This window comes from Rhodococcus sp. FH8 (assembly GCF_019266085.1).
GTDB lineage: Bacteria > Actinomycetota > Actinomycetes > Mycobacteriales > Mycobacteriaceae > Rhodococcus_F > Rhodococcus_F qingshengii.
On record NZ_LPNQ01000057.1, the window covers coordinates 619050 to 635844 of the forward strand.

Below are 16795 nucleotides of genomic sequence, written 5' to 3' on the forward strand. Positions count from 1 at the left end.
CGTAGGGGTGCTCGCACTCGGGCACCTCTACTTCGGGCTGTGCGAGCGTCGCCTGTTGGCGTCTGCGCCCCGATACCAGGACAATGGCAGGGTTGGCGTCAGCCGACAACGCGGCGCAACGCTCTGTGGCTGCCGCGTTTGCTTCACTAGGAGGATTCCGTGACCGACGGACCGTTGATCGTCCAATCCGACAAGACGCTGCTGTTGGAGGTCGACCACGAGCGCGCCGGCGATGCCAGGCAGGCAATCGCCCCCTTCGCGGAACTCGAACGGGCCCCCGAACACGTCCACACGTATCGCATCACTCCCCTGGCCTTGTGGAATGCCCGCGCCGCCGGACACGACGCCGAGCAGGTTGTCGACGCGCTCGTGTCGTACTCACGATTCGCGGTTCCACAACCGCTGCTGGTCGACATCGTCGACACGATGGCCAGGTACGGACGCTTACAGCTGGTCAAGAGCCCGGTGCACGGCCTCATCCTGGTCAGCCTCGACCGCGCAGTCCTCACCGAGGTGATGCGACACAAGAAGATCTCGCCGATGCTCGGTGAGAAGGTCGACGACGACACCGTGATCGTCCACCCGAGCGAACGCGGCCGCCTCAAGCAGATGCTGCTCAAGGTGGGCTGGCCGGCCGAGGACCTCGCCGGCTATGTGGACGGCGAAGCGCACCCGATCGATCTCGCTTTCGAAGAGGGCCACTGGGAACTGCGCGACTACCAGCAGATGGCAGCGGATTCGTTCTGGGCCGGCGGCTCGGGCGTCGTCGTGCTGCCGTGTGGCGCCGGCAAGACGATGGTGGGCGCCGCGGCGATGGCAAAGGCCAAGGCCACCACCCTCATCCTCGTCACCAATACCGTTGCCGGTCGTCAGTGGAAGCGTGAGTTGATCGCGCGTACATCGTTGACCGAGGAAGAAATCGGCGAATACTCCGGCGAGCGCAAGGAGATTCGGCCGGTCACGATCGCGACCTACCAGGTGATCACACGTCGCACGAAGGGCGAGTACAAGCACCTCGAACTTTTCGACTCCCGCGACTGGGGACTGGTGATCTACGACGAGGTCCACCTGTTGCCCGCGCCCGTCTTCCGGATGACGGCAGATCTGCAGTCGCGCCGCCGTCTCGGCCTGACCGCAACGCTGGTTCGCGAGGACGGCCGCGAAGGCGACGTCTTCTCGCTCATCGGCCCCAAGCGCTACGACGCTCCGTGGAAGGACATCGAAGCGCAGGGCTGGATCGCGCCGGCCGACTGCGTCGAGGTGCGAGTGACGATGACGGACGCCGAGCGCATGTCCTATGCCGTCGCCGAACCGGAGGAGCGCTACAAACTGTGCTCGACGGCTCACACGAAAATTGCGGTCGTGAAGTCGATCCTGGCCAAGCACCCCGATTCTCCGACTTTGGTGATCGGTGCGTATCTCGATCAGCTCGACGAACTCGGCGAAGCCCTGAACGCCCCGGTGATCAAGGGATCCACCAAGAACAAGGAACGCGAGATCCTGTTCGATCAGTTCCGTAACGGTGAGATCCAGACGCTGGTGGTGAGCAAGGTCGCGAACTTCTCGATCGACCTTCCGGAGGCATCTGTCGCCGTGCAGGTTTCGGGAACCTTCGGGTCGAGACAGGAAGAAGCGCAGCGACTCGGACGCCTACTGCGACCCAAGCACGACGGCGGTCAGGCTCACTTCTATTCGGTGGTTTCCCGCGACACTCTCGATGCGGAGTACGCGGCACATCGTCAGCGATTCCTCGCCGAACAGGGCTACGCCTATCGGATCACCGACGCCGATGACCTGCTCGGACCTGCCATCGGCTGAGCATTTCTGCAACACGTTGCAGAATCAAATGGACATACGTCCAGTTATCTGTAGAGTGTCCCCTGTCACAGTCGTGTCCATCGGCCGGGGGTCACCAGCACCATGCGCTCAGTTCCACGTCTACGGGGTCGGCTCGCCGGAACCATCTCGCTGCTGACTGCCGCCGTCGTCGTAGCCGCGACCGGCGTCAGCGCCGCGGCACCGAGTCCTGCTCCTACTGCGCAGAACTCGGTGTACGCACTTGCGAACGGTTGCTTCGCGCTGCGCACCGAGTCTGGTGATTTCGTCCGTCGTGACGGATCGGCGTACCTCACCGACGTAACGAAAGCCGCAGACGCCGAACCGTTCCGACTACATGCGGCCCAGTTGGGTCGATTCATGCTGTACGGCCCGGACGGGTCGATGCTCTCGCACGACGGCGCGGACTCGGTACTCGCCACTTCCGAAGCAACTCCCTCCACTGACTGGACCGTGATGTCCACCGGTGAATCGTTCGTTCTGACCGCGACCTCGAACGGCCGTCAACTGATCTCGCGCGACTTGATGCTCACGATGTCCGATCCCGGTGACGTTCCCGAATCTGCGTTCACGCTGATCCCGCGCGATGGCTGCGCCGATTTCCCCGAAGCGGAGGTGGGCGCAAACGGCGTTCCGGGAGAAATCGGACCGAACGGTGAAGTCACCGGATTCATCGACACACACGTGCACATGAACGCTTCCGAGTTCATGGGCGGAAACCTGCACTGCGGCCGACCTTTCGATCCTCAGGGCGTCACCGCAGCGCTCGTCGACTGCCCGGACCATCAACCTGACGGGATACCGGCGCTCCTCGAAAACGTTCTGTCGTACGGCAATCCCTTCGAAACTCACGACACCACCGGCTGGCCGAGTTTCGCCGACTGGCCGGCGCACGATTCACTGACGCACGAGCAGACGTACTACAAGTGGGTCGAGCGGGCCTGGCGCGGCGGGCTGCGAATCTTCACCAATCTCTTTGTCGCCAATCGTGTCCTGTGCGAGCTGTATCCGAGCAAGCGAAATCCCTGTGACGAGATGGAGACCGTCCGGATCCAGGCGCAGCAGACACGCGAACTCCAGGACTACATCGACGCCCAGTACGGCGGTCCCGGCCGGGGTTGGTTCCGCATCGTGAGCTCGCCGGAACAGGCCAGGCAGGTGGCCGCCGACGGAAAGCTGGCCGTCTCCCTCGGGGTGGAGGTGTCCGAACCCTTCGGTTGCTCTGTGCGCAACGGTATTCCGCAGTGCACCGAGGACGACATCGACCGCGGCCTGGACGAGTTGTACGACCTCGGTGTCCGGCAGATGATCGTCACGCACAAGTTCGACAACGCCCTCGGCGGTGCCCGTTTCGACGGCGGCGTCACCGGAGTGGCCGTCAATATCGGCAACTACCTGGGCACCGGGGAGTTCTGGCAGTCGGAACCATGCACCGGCGTTGCCGAGGACAATGTGCTGCCCACCAAGGTCGACGGCGCACAGAATCTTCTCGCGGTACTCCCACCCGGAGTGACGCTTCCGGTGTACCCCTCTGGTCCGCAATGCAATTCGCACGGCCTGACCGACCTCGGCGCATACACGATCCGAGGTTTGATGGACCGAGGGATGATCGTGGACATCGATCACATGAGCGTCAAGACCGCCGAAGCGGCTCTCGATATTCTCGAAGCTGCGAACTACTCCGGCGTCGTTTCCAGTCACAGCTGGAGCGACCCGAGCCTGTACAAGCGGATCTACGCACTCGGCGGATTTGTCGCCCTGTACGCCGGGCAACTTGACGCATCGGACGAAAAGCCCGAGGAGCGTGGGTTCATCGACCAGTGGCGGGACGCACGGGCGATGCGAAGCGAGAACTACTACTTCGGTTTCGGCTACGGCGCCGACACCAACGGCTTCGGGCCGCAGGCCGCACCGCGCGGCGACGCCGCAGAAAATCCGCTGCAATATCCGTACACCGCCTTCGACGGCACCGTCATGGACCAGCAGCGCGCCGGCACCCGGGTTTTCGACGTGAACACCGACGGCGTTGCCCAGTACGGGATGATTCCCGACTGGATCGCGGACATGCGTATTGCTGCGGGCGCCGACGGCGACACGATCATCGAGGACATGAGCCGTGGCGCCGAGGCTTACCTGCAGATGTGGGAGCGCGCGCGAAACTAGCTACGCTGGTGGACGGTCCCCGGGAGATCGGGGGCCGGTCCTAGATCGTCCGGCACCACCCGAAGGATTTTTTCGTGGCTGACTTCCAGTTCACCGTCGACAAGGCTCACGCCAAGTCGGTCAACGACACACTGGCCGATGTACGCCGCCTGCAGATTTCTGCGGTGATCTTCGCGATCGTCCTCGCCGCGGTCGGGGCCTGGTTGATCAGCATGGGCGAGGTGTGGTCCATCATCATCGGCGCGGTCCTCGCCATCGGTGCGGCCAGTTCCCTGTGGGTTGCCGTGTGGGCACCTCGCAAGGTGGGAAGCGTCGAATCTCTGTATGCGGACAACCCACTGGTTCCCGCGATCGTCACCGAGGTTCACCCTCGAGCGGCGACCTTGACGGCATTGATCGACATCGCGAAGCCGGCGGCCGGAGCACCGCAGTACGCGCTCGTCAGCCGCAATGTTCGACTCAATCCGAAGTGGCGAGTCGGCGACCGCATTCCGTCGGTCGCACTGCGTTCGGATCGTTCCACCCGCAGCAAGGCTGACACGTGGCAGATGGTCAGTCCCATGCCGATCGAGTGGGGGACCAAGGACTCGGCAGTGCTGGCACGCGCGATCGCTGCTGTCAGTGCGAGCGAGTGGAACTTCCTGCAGAGCCGGATTCCCGATTCCGAAGAAGTTCGCACCCACCCCGATCGCCGGGTTCTGATCAACCCGGCCGATCTTCCTGACTCGCTGCGCTAGTCCAAACGGTTACGCGAGCGCGGGCAGCACTTCCTTCTCGAACATCTCGATTCCCGACGTGTCGTACGCGGCCTCGGGGAAGTAGAAGATTCCGTACTCGAGCCCCTGTGCCTCGAGCGCCGACAGATTCTCGATGATCTGCTCGGGCGTACCCACGGCAGGCATTCCGCGGAACGCGTCGAGCGACGCATCGGCGGCAGCTTCGCCGACCAACGGCGTCAGTCTGTCCTTCAGTGTCTCCAACCGCTGAGCCACCTCGGATTCCGTCGCGCCGATGGCCACGTTGTAGTTGGCCGAACGGACGATGGCGTCGAAATCGGTGCCGACGGTGTCGCAGTGCTTCTTCAGGATTTCGGACTTGTGCGCGAAGCCGGCCGGGGTGCCGTCGAAGTTCGTGTACTGCGCGTACTTGGCCGCGATCTTGAGTGTGACCTTCTCGCCGCCACCGGCAACCCAGATGGGAATTCCGCCCTCTTGCAACGGAAGTGGACGGCACAGCGCTCCGTCGACCTGGTAGTACTTGCCGTCGAGCGTCGAGCTGCCGGTCGACCACGCCTGCTGCATGATCTGGATTCCTTCGTCGAGGCGGCCCAGACGCTCACCGGCAGAGGGGAAACCGTAGCCGTACGCACGCCACTCCTGCTCGTACCAACCGCCGCCGATGCCCATCTCGACGCGTCCACCCGTGATGAGATCGGTGGTCGCGGCGACCTTGGCGAGGTACGCCGGGTTTCGGTAACTCATGGCGGTACACATCTGGCCCAGTCGGATACGCGAGGTCGACGCACCGAGTGCGGCCATCAACGTCCACGCCTCGTGAGTCGCTTCTTCCGTCGGCTGGGGAACGGTGTGGAAGTGGTCGTAGACCCACACCGACTCCCACGGCCCTGCCTCCGCGCGCAGCGTGAAGTCTCGCATCACCTCCCACTGCTTCGCGGGGTCGATGCCGACCAGGTCCAGACGCCAGCCTTGAGGTACGAACAGTCCGAATCGCATGTAGCGAGCCTACCTACAGTTTCCCGACGCGCGACCGGGGTGACACCCGCGGAGAGTAGACCGGAATGAAGCGGAACATCATCGCCGCGCCGGCGAACGACGTCGCGCCCAGAGCGGCGAATGCCCACCCGAGTGGGAGCACCGCGGCGAGTAGACCGATCGCGAGCGGCCCACCGAACATGCCGGTGTCGTGAGTCAATCGCCATGCAGCGAGGAACTCGGCGCGTTCTTCGGGCGGGGCGATATCGGCACCGAGGGTCATGATCACGCCGTTGCCCAGCCCGTTGCCGATCCCCATCACGACAGCGACCACGGTCAATCCCACTGCACCCGTCGAGAACGGCAACAGTAGGTACGACACACCGATCACCGTCAGCGAGGGCACCGCGACCAGCCTGCGGCCGTATCGGTCCATGATGTGTCCGGCCGGGTACGAGCACAGCAGGTCCACGGCCGCACCGATACCGAAGATCACACTCACCTGGGCTGCATCCAATCCGAGGTGCAATGCCCACAATGGAAGAACGGCCTCACGCGAAGCGCGGGCGGCGCCCATCAGAAGGGAGCCTGTCCCGAGCGTCGACAGAGCGGCACGATGACGGCGAAGGATCTCCGGGAGCGTGACGTGTCCGTGATCGCTGTTGCCTGCCTGCACCTTTCGTGGCGGGTCGGGAACGCGGGCCATCAGCGCCCCGGCGAGCACGACGCCCACCAACTGGACGAGGAATCCTCCGCGCGCTCCCACCAGGAGAATCACGCCGGCCCCGATGAGCGGTCCCAGGAAGAAACCCAACCGCCACATCGCGGCGAACGACGACATTGCTCGGGCCCGAAGACCGAGTGGCACGGTCTCGGCGAGGTAGCTCTGCCGCGCAAGGCCCCACACCGCATTCGCCAATCCGGTCAACAGTGCGCCGATACCGAGCATCCACGGAGTCTGCGCAAGGAGACAAATCACCACTCCTGTTGCACCCAAGGAACTTCCGCCGATGATCGACCTGCGCTCACCGAAACGCGACACGATCCTGCCGGCGGGGAGGTCACCGAGTACGGCGCCCAAACCACCGAGTGCAACGATCAGGCCGGCGACGGCAACCGATGCACCCAGGTCGCGCGCGGTGACGGCCATGATGGGGGCAGCCGCTCCCTGACCGATCCCGAAGATGGCCGCCGGTACGAAAACCGTTGTGACGAGTGGCTTGAGACCGGCAATCGCCGGCTGTTCCTTGGGCAGTGTTTCCGTCACGCGCTCACTTCTGCCGCGTCAGCGGCCCGCGAAAACCGATTCGCCGGACGATCGAGGCCGTAGTGACCCCGCAGGGTGGATTCCGTGTATTCGGTCCGGAAGATCCCACGCGCCTGCAGAATCGGCACGACCCGGTCGACGAACACCTCGAGCCCTCCAGGCAGATAGGGCGGCATGATGTTGAAGCCGTCCGCGGCGCCCTTGTCGAACCATTCGGTCAACTCGTCCGCGACCTGCTCCGGTGTCCCGGCAAATGTCCGATGCCCACGGCCACCGCCGAGTTTGCCGATCAGTTCACGGACGGTGAGGTTTTCGCTCTCTGCAAGGTCTTTGACGAGCTGGTATCGACTCTTGTTTCCTTGGATGCGATCGATGTCCGGCAACGGTGGCAGCGGGGCATCCAGCGAATGCTCGGTGAGGTCGACGCCCACCATGTTCGAGAGTTGGCGCAGCGAGTACTCAGGTGAGATGAGATCCGTGAACGACTGCTCCAGTGCCTTGGCTTCTTCTTCCGTATCCGCGATGAAGGGAACGATGCCTGGCAGCACCTTGATCTCGTCGGGACTACGCCCGTACTTGATCAGCCGCGCTTTGAGGTCGGTGTAGAAATCCTGCCCCTGCTCGAGTGTTCGTTGAGCGGTGAACACGGCCTCGGCATACCTCGCCGCGAAATCCTTACCGCTCTCGGAGGAACCGGCCTGTACAAGCATCGGACGTCCCTGTGGAGACCTCGGCGAATTGAGCGGGCCAGCCACCGTGAATCGTTGACCGTCATGGTCGATGCGATGGACACGATCAGGATCGGCGAAGATTCCGGTCTCTTCGTCCAGGACAACTGCCCCCTCTTCCCAGCTGTCCCAGAGACCGAGCGTCACGTCGAGAAACTCCTCGGCGCGCTCGTAACGACCGCTGTGCGTCGGTACCGCATCGAGGCCGAAGTTCGCGGCCTCGTCGGCGCCGGCCGACGTCACGATGTTCCACCCGCCTCGTCCGCCACTGATGTGATCGAGGGAAGCGAACTTCCTTGCCAGAGTGTACGGATCGCTGTAACTGGTCGACGCGGTTGCAATCAGCCCCACCTTGTCGGTGGCCGCCGCGATCGCCGACAGCAAGGTGACGGGTTCGAAGATCGCCTGGGTGTTGTACTTGACCCGCGGGCCGACTGCTAGACCGTCGGCGAAGAACACCGAGTCCAGCTTTCCACGCTCGGCGATTCTCCCCAATTCCTGGAAGTGCTTGACGTCCAGGAGGTTGGCCGCATTTGTGCGTGGGTGGCGCCACGCCGCCTCATGATGGCCGACGCCCATCAGGAAGGCGTTCAGATGAAATTGTCGTTCGGACATGAGTTCGCAGAATCTTTCCGTGAATGTGTGGTCAGGTGGTGACGCGCCAGCGCGAGAGCCGACGTTCGATCAGGACCAGAATCGCGTTGATTGTCAGACCCAACAACGAGATCGCGACGATGCCCGCGTACATGTTCGGGATCTGGAAGTTGAGTTGTGAAGCGGTGATCAGATACCCGAGACCGGCTTTGGCCCCGACCATTTCGGCGGCGATCAGCACGAGAATCGACGACGCGGCTGCCATGCGGATACCCGTGAAGATCGTGGGAACAGCGGCGGGCAGAACCACCTTCTGGAACAGCCGAATCGAGGAGAACCCCAGCGAGGCAGCGGACTTGATCAGCAGGGGGTCCACTGTTCGCACACCGGAGATCGTGTTGAGCAGAATCGGGAAGGTGCAGGCGTAGATCACCAGGGCGATCTTCGATTCCTCACCGATTCCGAGAATCAGCACGAAGACGGGAAGCAGAGCCAAGGCTGCTGTGTTGCGGAACAATTCGAGAATCGGGTTGAGGAAGTCGGAGACCGGGCGGTACCAGGCGATCGCGATTCCCAACGGAATCGCGATCGCGATGGCCACGAAGAATCCGGTCAGCGCACGCGTCAGACTGGCCGAAACATGCTCTTGCAATTGTCCGTTCTCGGCGAGAGTGAAGAATGCGGACACAACTTCGGTGAAGGGCGGGAGGAAGACCTTGTCCACCAGCCCGAGCCGAGGTGCCGCTTCCCAGATCCCGAGGAAGATCGCGATCGCAATCGACGGCTTGGCAATCCGCCAGGCGGTGGAACGAATGTAGCGCGCCGCCTTGCCGCCGGCCTGGCTCCGCTGTGCAATGTCAGGTGTTTTGTCGGCCAACGGTTTCGGGGTGGCGACCACCTCCGGCGTCGCCAATGCGCTAGACATGTGCAACCTCCTTGGCAGGATCGAGTTCGCCGGCCCGAGCGCGCTCGACTTCACCGTGCAGCAGCGTCCAGATCCGGTGCCGGAACACTCGGAACTCCTCACCTGATCGCACGTCGTCGCCGGACCGGTCGATGTCGATGTCGACGATCGTCTTGACGCGCCCCGGCCGCGAAGTCAGTACTGCAACACGTTGCCCGAGGTAGATGGCCTCGTCGATTCCGTGGGTGATGAACAAGATGGTCTTGCCGGTGGCCTTCCAGATGCGCAGAAGCTCGTCCTGCAGCGACTCTCGCGTCTGTGCGTCCAGCGCAGCAAATGGTTCGTCCATCAGCAACACTTCGGGGTCGAATGCCAGGCTGCGGGCGATCGCGACTCGCTGCTTCATTCCACCGGACAACTCGTGCGGATAGCGATCCGCGAAACCTTGCAGACCGACCAGTTCGAGGTAATGCTCGGCGAGCTCGCGTCGCTCGCTCTTCTTCACGCCCTTCGCTTCGAGTCCGAACTCGATGTTGTGACGTGCAGTTCGCCATGGAAGTAGCGCGTATTGCTGGAAGACGATTCCCCGATCCAAGCCTGGGCCCGTGATCTGCTTGCCGTCCAGAAGGATTCGACCGGAAGTGGGCGAACTGAGTCCTCCGAGGAGGTCCAGCAGAGTCGACTTGCCGCAACCACTCGGCCCGACGAGGACCAGGAACTCCCCCGGCGCCACGTCGATGTTGATGTCCTCGACCGCGGTGAAAACTTCGTCGGTCCCACGAATGTCGAACTGTTTGGTGACGTGCTCGAGCCGTAGTTTCGGTTCTGTGCTCATTTTGCTGCCTCCAGTGCCTGTCCGTCAGCGCCGCTGTCGGGTGAATACGTTCCGTTGGCGTACGGGTTGAATTCGTTCGTGTAGATGTCCGACGGCTTCAACTTTCCTTCTTCGAGTTCGCCGTTACGGGTGAGCCAGTCGATCCACGTGCTGATCTCGGCATCGGTGATCGTTCCGCCTGGACCGGCGACCCCCGGGCTCTTCCAGTAGCTGATGAGCTTGGTGTCCTCGTTGCGTCCGCGGCTGTTGATGATCGACGTCAGCTTCGCGACCACTTCTTCTCGTGGGTGTGTCTGCGTCCAGCGGATGGCCCTCGCTGTTCCCTGCACGAAATCGGCGACCGCCTCCTTGTTCTGCGCGATGTAGTCGTCACGGAACACCAACGTGCCGTAGGTGAACGAGCCGAACAACGATTCGTCCGTGAACAGCTCACGAAGGCCACCACGTTCTAGCGCGGAGTCACGGAAGACCGAGCCGAGGGTGGCGACGTCGATCTGTCCCTGCCGCAACGCTTGTTCCGTGTTGACCGGCGGAACGACGATCAATTCAACCTGCTTGATCTCGTCCGGCGTAAGTCCCTGCCGCGCAAGCCATTCACGGACGACGAACTCGTGGTGCGCACCGAGGGTGTTCATCCCGACCTTCTTGCCGATCAGGTCCTTCGCCGATTTGATCGGACTGTCGTCGAGTACGTAGTACCCGTTGAAGCTCTCCTTGTCCGAGCCGTAGTACCCGATGACCGAGGTGATCGGTGAACCCGCGGAAGCCAACTTCACCACCGCCCCGTTGAACGCTCCGCCGAACTCGGTTTGACCGGTCGCTGCGTTCTGAATGCTCTGAGGGCCGCTGGTCGTATCGCCGATCCAGTTGAGCTCCACGTCGTTGAAGTAGCCGAGGTCAGCGGCCAGTTCGGGGTAGATGACCTGTCCGGTGCTGCCCTCGTACCGCAGGACGGTCTTGCCGTCGGCGGTCTTGACCACTTCGTCGGAGGAGCCCGAGCAGGCAACGGCAAAACTGGACAGAGTGACAAGAGCGACGACCGCGGCTACCGAGCGCGCGAAACGAGGGCGAATCATGAAGTTGCTTCCTGTAGAAGATGATTGGTTCAGTTCTCGGCTACACCTGTCCGGAGCGCCGTGTGCGGCGCTCGGCACAGGCAGGTGTGGGAATGTCAGTTCAATGACAACAGTTGAGCGACATGAGCGGGAAAGACCGAAACACGTGAGACTCCAATGAATGTGCAGACAGGATCGAGCCGTGAGCAGTGCCGAAACCATACGTCGGCACCCACTACCTGGGTCAACGGTTACATTCATGCCGGATTTAATGTGTGAGGTCCGTATCATGAGGGCATGCTTTCGCCGACGACTGCGCAGGACTTCGAGCAACACCGTGGCCACCTGACGTCGGTGGCCTACCGTCTCACCGGAAGTTTCAGCGACGCTCAGGATGCGGTGCAGGAGGCATGGATACGCTTGCAAGTCGCACAATCGAGACAAGGAAGCGACCTCGAGATCCGCGAGCTGCGCGGATGGCTCACCACTGTTGTCGGTCGGATCTGCCTCGATCATCTCAAATCGGCCGCGGTCAGAAGAGAAAGCTATGTCGGACAGTGGCTTCCGGAGCCGATCGTCACGCCCGTCGACGCCACCTCGGGCACACCCTCAGCGACACCCGATCCGCTGGAGTACGTCGTGACGCAGGAACAGAATCGTTTTGCTGCCCTCGTCGTCCTGGACACCCTTACTCCCGCTCAACGCGTTGCCTTCGTCCTGCATGACGGCTTCGACGTGCCCTTCGCCGAGGTTGCGCGCATCCTCGACATCGAAGTAGCCACTGCCCGTCAGTTGGCCTCGCGGGCCCGTAAAGCCGCAGCGTCGGCGCCGGTCCCGGTCAGTAGCGAGGAGCATGCTGCTGCCGTCGAGCGATTGGTGACGGCTATCGCGAGTGGAGATCTGAACGCCGTGATAGGTGCACTCGATCCCGATGCCGTCCTGATCGGTGACGCAGGCGGAACTACCCGCACGGCTGTCAACATTGTGCGCGGCAGCGATCGTGTCGCGCGGTTCTATCTGGGATTGGCCCGCAAGTACGGACCGGCAGCGGTGTTCTCGATGTCACCGGTTCTCGTCAACGGACAGCTCGGCGGTGTATTCGCCGGCTCACCGGGGGACGACCAGTACCCGCAGTTCGCCGCTCGCGTTGCCGGCTTCACTGTCCGCGACGGAGTTGTGTGCGCAGCCTACGACATTGCGAATCCAGCCAAGTTCAGCGCTGTGCCGATGCTCGATCACACCGAACCCGAACGCAAGTAGCGAGACTCCCATTCCTCGAGGTGTGATCTGGACACCTGCGTGCCGAACCACAGTCGGTGCAGTACATCCGATCCCAGATGATGCAATTCGGTGTGCGTCCTCCACTGCTGCGACGCCCACTCGGGTTCGTTGTGGGCGGCGTCGATCCCGGCCATCGCGCTACCTCGCAGTTCGAAGTCCAGGTCCCGACGAAGCTCCGAAAGCTCCGACCAATTCGCCTGTGGTGCATAGTGCCTCGCGCGAATTTCGGTCAGCAGCTTGAACAGGACGCTACCCGCCCGTTCGTCGACCCAGATCAGAGTGCGTCGATGCGCACCGCGCCCCACCGTCCACAGGACCACCAACGCCACGACGACGCCGATTGCCGTCTCGAGCATGCGGCTGAGGATCAGATGTCGGACGGTCCCGTGCGCACCACCGGCCGCGCCGAGGAGAATCGCGAGGGCGGTGATGAAGATGACGGCTATCCCGTAATTCCGCACCAGGAACAGCTCGATCCCCGCCATCAGGACTGCAAGTACCGCCACCAACCACAGACCGGTCGGACTCCAGGAGTAGATGGCACCCAACAGAATCAACCCGAGGACGGTTCCGCCGATGCGGTGGATTCCGCGATAGGTGCCCAGTATTCGATCCGGTCCTTGATGAAGGACCATCGCCGCGGCGATCACCGCCCAGTCCGGGCGATCGATGCCGAGCAGGACGGTGAGGGTTCCCGCCGCCATACAGGCAATGGACAGCCGAAGTGCCGTCACCGACGCTCGGCTGGACGGATTGCAGGCGCGGAGGAACCGATATCGGATCGTCGGGTCGGGCAGAGGCGGGTGGGCCCCGACCTCGTCGACGTCGAACGCGGGGTCCGCCATGAGCTCCGGATCGTGGTCGTCGGAGATCGCTCTGGCCATCGAGATCTGCGCTCGTTCGAGTTCACGGGTCAACGGGTGGTCTTTCCCGACGATTGCGCCGCGGTAAAGGCACTGCCACGCGTCGTGCAGCCGAAGTGCTGCAGCGTGGCGTTTGTCTCGCGTGAGTTCGGGTGGGGCGTACCTCGCCTGAGCGTCCGTGTACTCCGCAACGGCCGAGACGGCTGCCTGTACAGCGCTGCGTTCGACAGCTCTCGGTGCCCACAGGATTCCCGTCATCGAGACGACCACCGCGCTGATCCCACCGATTGCCGTCCACATCGCGACCTCGACCGGCGGCTGACCGGGAGTGGCGATCACGGAACTGATCTCGGTGGTGAGCAACAGAAAGAACGCGCCCGGTGGACCCAATCGAAGCGCGTCGACGGTGAAGGCGCAGGTCGACACCACGACGGCCATGATCAGCACGACAAAGACCAGCAGCACCGTCGGCGCTCCCTCAGCGATGGCTCGGTGGACGGGCTCACCCACCGATGCCCCGACGAAGGACAGGATCGTCAGCGCCGTCGCAGCGATACCGACTGCCTTCCACCTGCTCCGGTACGGACGACCCTCACCGTAGATCGATGCAAATGCACCGAGGCCGACCAGGAGCGAAGCAGACCCGAATCCGAGCAGTGTGGCGATGGCCGCCGGAATCGCCAGGGCTAGGGCGACGCGAACCGCTCCGGGGTACCTGTTTCCCACCGGCGGCAATCCGAACAGGACGCTGCGCGCCGGCCGCGGAGCCGGGAGGTTGGACTCGTGACCCGCTGATGTTTCTTCGGGGTCCACTGCCCATCCTTCGCGCCGGCCTGTTCGTGTCTGTGTCCTCCCATTCTTGCGGGCGGCCGACGTGGAATTCGAGGCGGGTCCGGAGGTCGATTCGACCACCCCTTTATTGACACTATGTCAACAGTGTGGATGATAGGTGGAGTCGGATCCGCTCGCGGGTCGCACTTCATCGATCGGGAGAATCACGATGACGCAAGGATCTACCGCAACCCGGACCGCAGAACGACGGTCCCCGTGGATGGACGACGAATTGGAGGCCGTGGCCGACCTGGCAAGGAACTTCTTCGCCAAACACGTCACACCGCATCAGAAACGCTTCGCGTCCCAAGGTTTTCCCGACAAATCCGCATATCGAGAACTCGGGGCGCTCGGGCTCGCCGGCATGTCGATCCCCACCGAGTACGGCGGCGGAGGAGGAACTTTCGCGCACGACGCCGTGCTGTTCCACGAGCAGGTCATGGCGGGTGATCATTCACTCCAACTCGGCGTGCACTCGGGAATCGTGCCGCACTACCTCAATGCCTACGCCGATCACGAGCACAAACTGCGCTGGCTACCGAAGCTGGTGAGTGGCGAGTGGGTGGGCGCAATCGCCATGACCGAGCCCGGCACCGGATCCGACTTGCAGAACATCACCACCCGAGCCGTCCGCGACGGTGACGACTATCTGATCAGCGGCGCAAAGACCTTCATCTCCAACGGTCGCAATTGTGATCTGGTGATCATTGCCGCCAAGACCGATCCCAGCCTCGGAGCGCGTGGAGTGTCGCTCATCGTGGCCGAGGTCGATGACAACACACCGGGTTTCGAGCGCGGGCGAATACTCGAGAAGGTCGGACAGAAGGGCCAGGACACCACCGAGCTGTTCTTCGACCGCTTGCGGGTGCCTGCAACAAACCTGCTCGGGGACCGCGAAGGCACAGGGTTTGCCCAGCTGATGCAGCAGCTACTGCCCGAACGATTGATCTGCGGAGTTGCAGCCACTGCGGCAATGGAGCGTGCAGTCGCCCTCACCGTCGAGTACACCAAATCCCGAAACATGTTCGGGCAAAAGCTCTTCGATCTGCAGAACACGCGCTTCGAACTTGCCGAGTGCGCGTCCATCGCTCGTATCTCACGAACGTTCATCGACGACTGCATCGTCAAATACCTTGCCGGGCAGCTCGATGCGACTACCGCCGCGATGGCCAAGTACTGGCTCACCGATCAGCAGTGCGCCGTGATCGACCGCTGCGTGCAACTACACGGCGGGTACGGCTACATACTCGAATATCCCATCGCTCAGATGTATGCCGACGCTCGTATTCAGCGAATCTACGCCGGATCGAACGAAGTCATGAAGGACCTCGTGGCGAGATCACTCTGAGCAATCAGGAATCCGCCTCGCACGCCGGCAGAACGTCACGCACGATGGCGAGCAAACTGCGTACCAGCAGAAGGTGCACCTGTTCGCGGTCGAGCGCTCCCGTCACCAACCACTGCTTACTGGCAGCCTTCGCCAAGCCTCCGTACGCCACGATCATCGAATGAACAGCAGCCTCGCTGCCTTCACTCGGTCGAATCTCGAGCGCATCCATCATGCGTCGCGCAGCAACGTCGTCAGCATCCTGCAGGATCCGATCCATCTCGGGATCACGGCGGAGGTCGTCGGACATGACTGTCGAGATCCACATGTCGCGATGACGCCATGCGACGTCGAGCCACCGATCGATCACGGCGCCGATCCGCTTCTCCTGGCTCGCCGATCGCGGAATGCGGTCCACCGCCACTTCGGGAATGAAGACGAACCGCCGCACGACGTCGAGATACAACTCCCGCTTGGAGCCGAAGTAATGATTGAGCAGCGGACGTCCGACCCCAGCCGCCTTGGCCAACTCGGTCATCGAGACGTCGGCAAAAGACTTCTCCTCGAAAACCTTTGCCGCGCTGACAATGATCTGCTCACGCCGGTCTTCGGGACCGAGACGCCTTCCGCCTGTGGCCGACGCGGACGTCATTCTTTTCTCGCGGGCGTGCTGTTGACCGTCGCCTGCGCCTCGACCATGAGCGAAATGTGCTCCACCAAACGCTTTCGAGAGATCTTGGAGGACGGGGTGTGCGCCTGATAGATGAACGCGAGGGCACCGAACAGCCCCACCGAATTGAGTTCGGAGTTCGCGGAGTCGGTTGCCTCGCCGCCGTACATCAGCTCGAGCGACGCGGAAATCGGATTCGTGAACTCCGCCATCAATTCTCGCCCTCGATCCCACAGCGCAGGTTCCGCCTGGGATTCGACGAACATGATGCGTCCACGTCGAGGATCTTTGAATACGTAGTTGGTGAAGGCCTTCACCACGTGGCGGATCAGGGCCGACGGTTCGGAAGGCGCCGCCTCGAGAGCGTCCAGAATAGTGTCACGCGCACCGAGAACGACCTCGTCGAGCACGGCGACCAGCAGTTCGTCACGGTTGGCGAAGCTCTCGTAGAAGTACCGTTCGGTCAGCGCGGCCTCGCGGCAGGTCGCACGCATGGTCGCGGCGGCCGCTCCCTCGGTACCCATGATCTGCAACCCGGCTTCGATCAGCTGTGTCCGGCGCGCGGCGCGGCGATCTTCCGGTTCCTGCCCACGCCACCTGCGCGGGCCGGTGCGCCGAGCCTCGGTATCCGTCATGTCCCCATGTTCTCACTGACCGGCAGCGCTCTCGACCTCAGGTTATCGCGGCGACCTCCGCAAGCGAACTGACATCGCCCGATGTCAATCAGTT

The 16795-nt window shown here is 62.8% G+C and carries 14 protein-coding genes; 5 read left to right on the top strand and 9 right to left on the bottom strand.

Features of this window, described 5'->3' with window-relative positions:
• Positions 1–159: 159 nt before the first annotated feature.
• From ATN38_RS05605 to ATN38_RS05615, 3 genes are all read left to right on the top strand, one after another.
• Entirely contained in the window at positions 160–1818 is a 1659-nt protein-coding gene (locus ATN38_RS05605; protein ID WP_003940219.1) for a DNA repair helicase XPB, read from the top strand.
• Positions 1819–1920: 102 nt separating this feature from the next.
• The gene (locus ATN38_RS05610) at positions 1921–3999 is read left to right on the top strand and encodes a dipeptidase (protein ID WP_218747705.1); all 2079 of its coding nucleotides are present in this window, start codon (positions 1921–1923) and stop codon (positions 3997–3999) included.
• 74 nt (positions 4000–4073) lie between these two features.
• The gene (locus ATN38_RS05615; protein ID WP_007733514.1) at positions 4074–4736 is read left to right on the top strand and encodes a DUF3239 domain-containing protein; all 663 of its coding nucleotides are present in this window, start codon (positions 4074–4076) and stop codon (positions 4734–4736) included.
• A gap of 9 nt (positions 4737–4745) precedes the next feature.
• Here ATN38_RS05615 and ATN38_RS05620 read toward each other — a convergent pair whose 3' ends face one another.
• The 6 genes from ATN38_RS05620 to ATN38_RS05645 are packed head-to-tail and all read right to left on the bottom strand — an operon-like array spanning position 4746 to position 11115.
• Positions 4746–5732, bottom strand: a complete 987-nt coding sequence (locus tag ATN38_RS05620) for an LLM class F420-dependent oxidoreductase (protein ID WP_003940565.1) — start codon at positions 5730–5732, stop codon at positions 4746–4748.
• Positions 5733–5745: 13 nt separating this feature from the next.
• On the bottom strand, positions 5746–6978 hold the full coding sequence (locus ATN38_RS05625; protein ID WP_042451237.1) for an MFS transporter: 1233 nt from the start codon (positions 6976–6978) through the stop codon (positions 5746–5748).
• Positions 6975–8321 carry an LLM class flavin-dependent oxidoreductase gene (locus ATN38_RS05630; protein ID WP_064114454.1) on the bottom strand — a complete coding sequence of 449 codons (1347 nt, stop codon included), beginning with the start codon at positions 8319–8321 and terminating at the stop codon, positions 6975–6977. The genes ATN38_RS05625 and ATN38_RS05630 overlap by 4 nt, the downstream gene beginning before the upstream one ends.
• A gap of 31 nt (positions 8322–8352) precedes the next feature.
• Positions 8353–9225 carry an ABC transporter permease gene (locus ATN38_RS05635; protein ID WP_007733521.1) on the bottom strand — a complete coding sequence of 291 codons (873 nt, stop codon included), beginning with the start codon at positions 9223–9225 and terminating at the stop codon, positions 8353–8355.
• Complete coding sequence (locus ATN38_RS05640; RefSeq protein WP_003940477.1) at positions 9218–10039, bottom strand: ABC transporter ATP-binding protein; 822 nt, start codon at positions 10037–10039, stop codon at positions 9218–9220. Before ATN38_RS05640 ends, ATN38_RS05635 begins: the two co-directional genes overlap by 8 nt.
• The gene (locus ATN38_RS05645) at positions 10036–11115 is read right to left on the bottom strand and encodes an ABC transporter substrate-binding protein (RefSeq protein ID WP_050654732.1); all 1080 of its coding nucleotides are present in this window, start codon (positions 11113–11115) and stop codon (positions 10036–10038) included. The genes ATN38_RS05640 and ATN38_RS05645 overlap by 4 nt, the downstream gene beginning before the upstream one ends.
• Positions 11116–11391: 276 nt before the next feature.
• Here ATN38_RS05645 and ATN38_RS05650 point away from each other — a divergent pair, with 276 nt between their 5' ends.
• Positions 11392–12354: a sigma-70 family RNA polymerase sigma factor gene (locus ATN38_RS05650; RefSeq protein ID WP_030535346.1), complete on the top strand. Its 963-nt coding sequence runs from the start codon at positions 11392–11394 to the stop codon at positions 12352–12354.
• Here ATN38_RS05650 and ATN38_RS32620 read toward each other — a convergent pair.
• On the bottom strand, positions 12330–14051 hold the full coding sequence (locus tag ATN38_RS32620; RefSeq protein WP_064074069.1) for an FUSC family protein: 1722 nt from the start codon (positions 14049–14051) through the stop codon (positions 12330–12332). The genes ATN38_RS05650 and ATN38_RS32620 overlap by 25 nt on opposite strands.
• Positions 14052–14238: 187 nt before the next feature.
• Between ATN38_RS32620 and ATN38_RS05660 the strand changes: the two genes are divergently transcribed.
• Positions 14239–15417: an acyl-CoA dehydrogenase family protein gene (locus ATN38_RS05660; RefSeq protein ID WP_047271188.1), complete on the top strand. Its 1179-nt coding sequence runs from the start codon at positions 14239–14241 to the stop codon at positions 15415–15417.
• 4 nt (positions 15418–15421) lie between these two features.
• On the opposite strand, the gene ATN38_RS05665 is transcribed toward ATN38_RS05660, so the two are convergent.
• Both ATN38_RS05665 and ATN38_RS05670 read right to left on the bottom strand, forming a co-directional pair.
• On the bottom strand, positions 15422–16048 hold the full coding sequence (locus ATN38_RS05665) for a TetR/AcrR family transcriptional regulator (RefSeq protein WP_030535343.1): 627 nt from the start codon (positions 16046–16048) through the stop codon (positions 15422–15424).
• A complete protein-coding gene (locus tag ATN38_RS05670; protein ID WP_007733534.1) occupies positions 16045–16701 on the bottom strand; it encodes a TetR/AcrR family transcriptional regulator in 657 nt (218 codons plus the stop codon). The genes ATN38_RS05665 and ATN38_RS05670 overlap by 4 nt, the downstream gene beginning before the upstream one ends.
• Positions 16702–16795: the final 94 nt, after the last annotated feature.

Bases quoted from the DNA above. Each gene is read 5' to 3' on its own strand.
- ATN38_RS05610 (WP_218747705.1), top strand. From the start codon at position 1,921: ATGCGCTCAGTTCCACGTCTACGGGGTCGGCTCGCCGGAACCATCTCG.
- ATN38_RS05620 (WP_003940565.1), bottom strand. From the start codon at position 5,732: ATGCGATTCGGACTGTTCGTACCTCAAGGCTGGCGTCTGGACCTGGTC.
- ATN38_RS05630 (WP_064114454.1), bottom strand. From the start codon at position 8,321: ATGTCCGAACGACAATTTCATCTGAACGCCTTCCTGATGGGCGTCGGC.
- ATN38_RS05635 (WP_007733521.1), bottom strand. From the start codon at position 9,225: ATGTCTAGCGCATTGGCGACGCCGGAGGTGGTCGCCACCCCGAAACCG.
- ATN38_RS05640 (WP_003940477.1), bottom strand. From the start codon at position 10,039: ATGAGCACAGAACCGAAACTACGGCTCGAGCACGTCACCAAACAGTTC.
- ATN38_RS05645 (WP_050654732.1), bottom strand. From the start codon at position 11,115: ATGATTCGCCCTCGTTTCGCGCGCTCGGTAGCCGCGGTCGTCGCTCTT.
- ATN38_RS05650 (WP_030535346.1), top strand. From the start codon at position 11,392: ATGCTTTCGCCGACGACTGCGCAGGACTTCGAGCAACACCGTGGCCAC.
- ATN38_RS05660 (WP_047271188.1), top strand. From the start codon at position 14,239: ATGACGCAAGGATCTACCGCAACCCGGACCGCAGAACGACGGTCCCCG.
- ATN38_RS05665 (WP_030535343.1), bottom strand. From the start codon at position 16,048: ATGACGTCCGCGTCGGCCACAGGCGGAAGGCGTCTCGGTCCCGAAGAC.
- ATN38_RS05670 (WP_007733534.1), bottom strand. From the start codon at position 16,701: ATGACGGATACCGAGGCTCGGCGCACCGGCCCGCGCAGGTGGCGTGGG.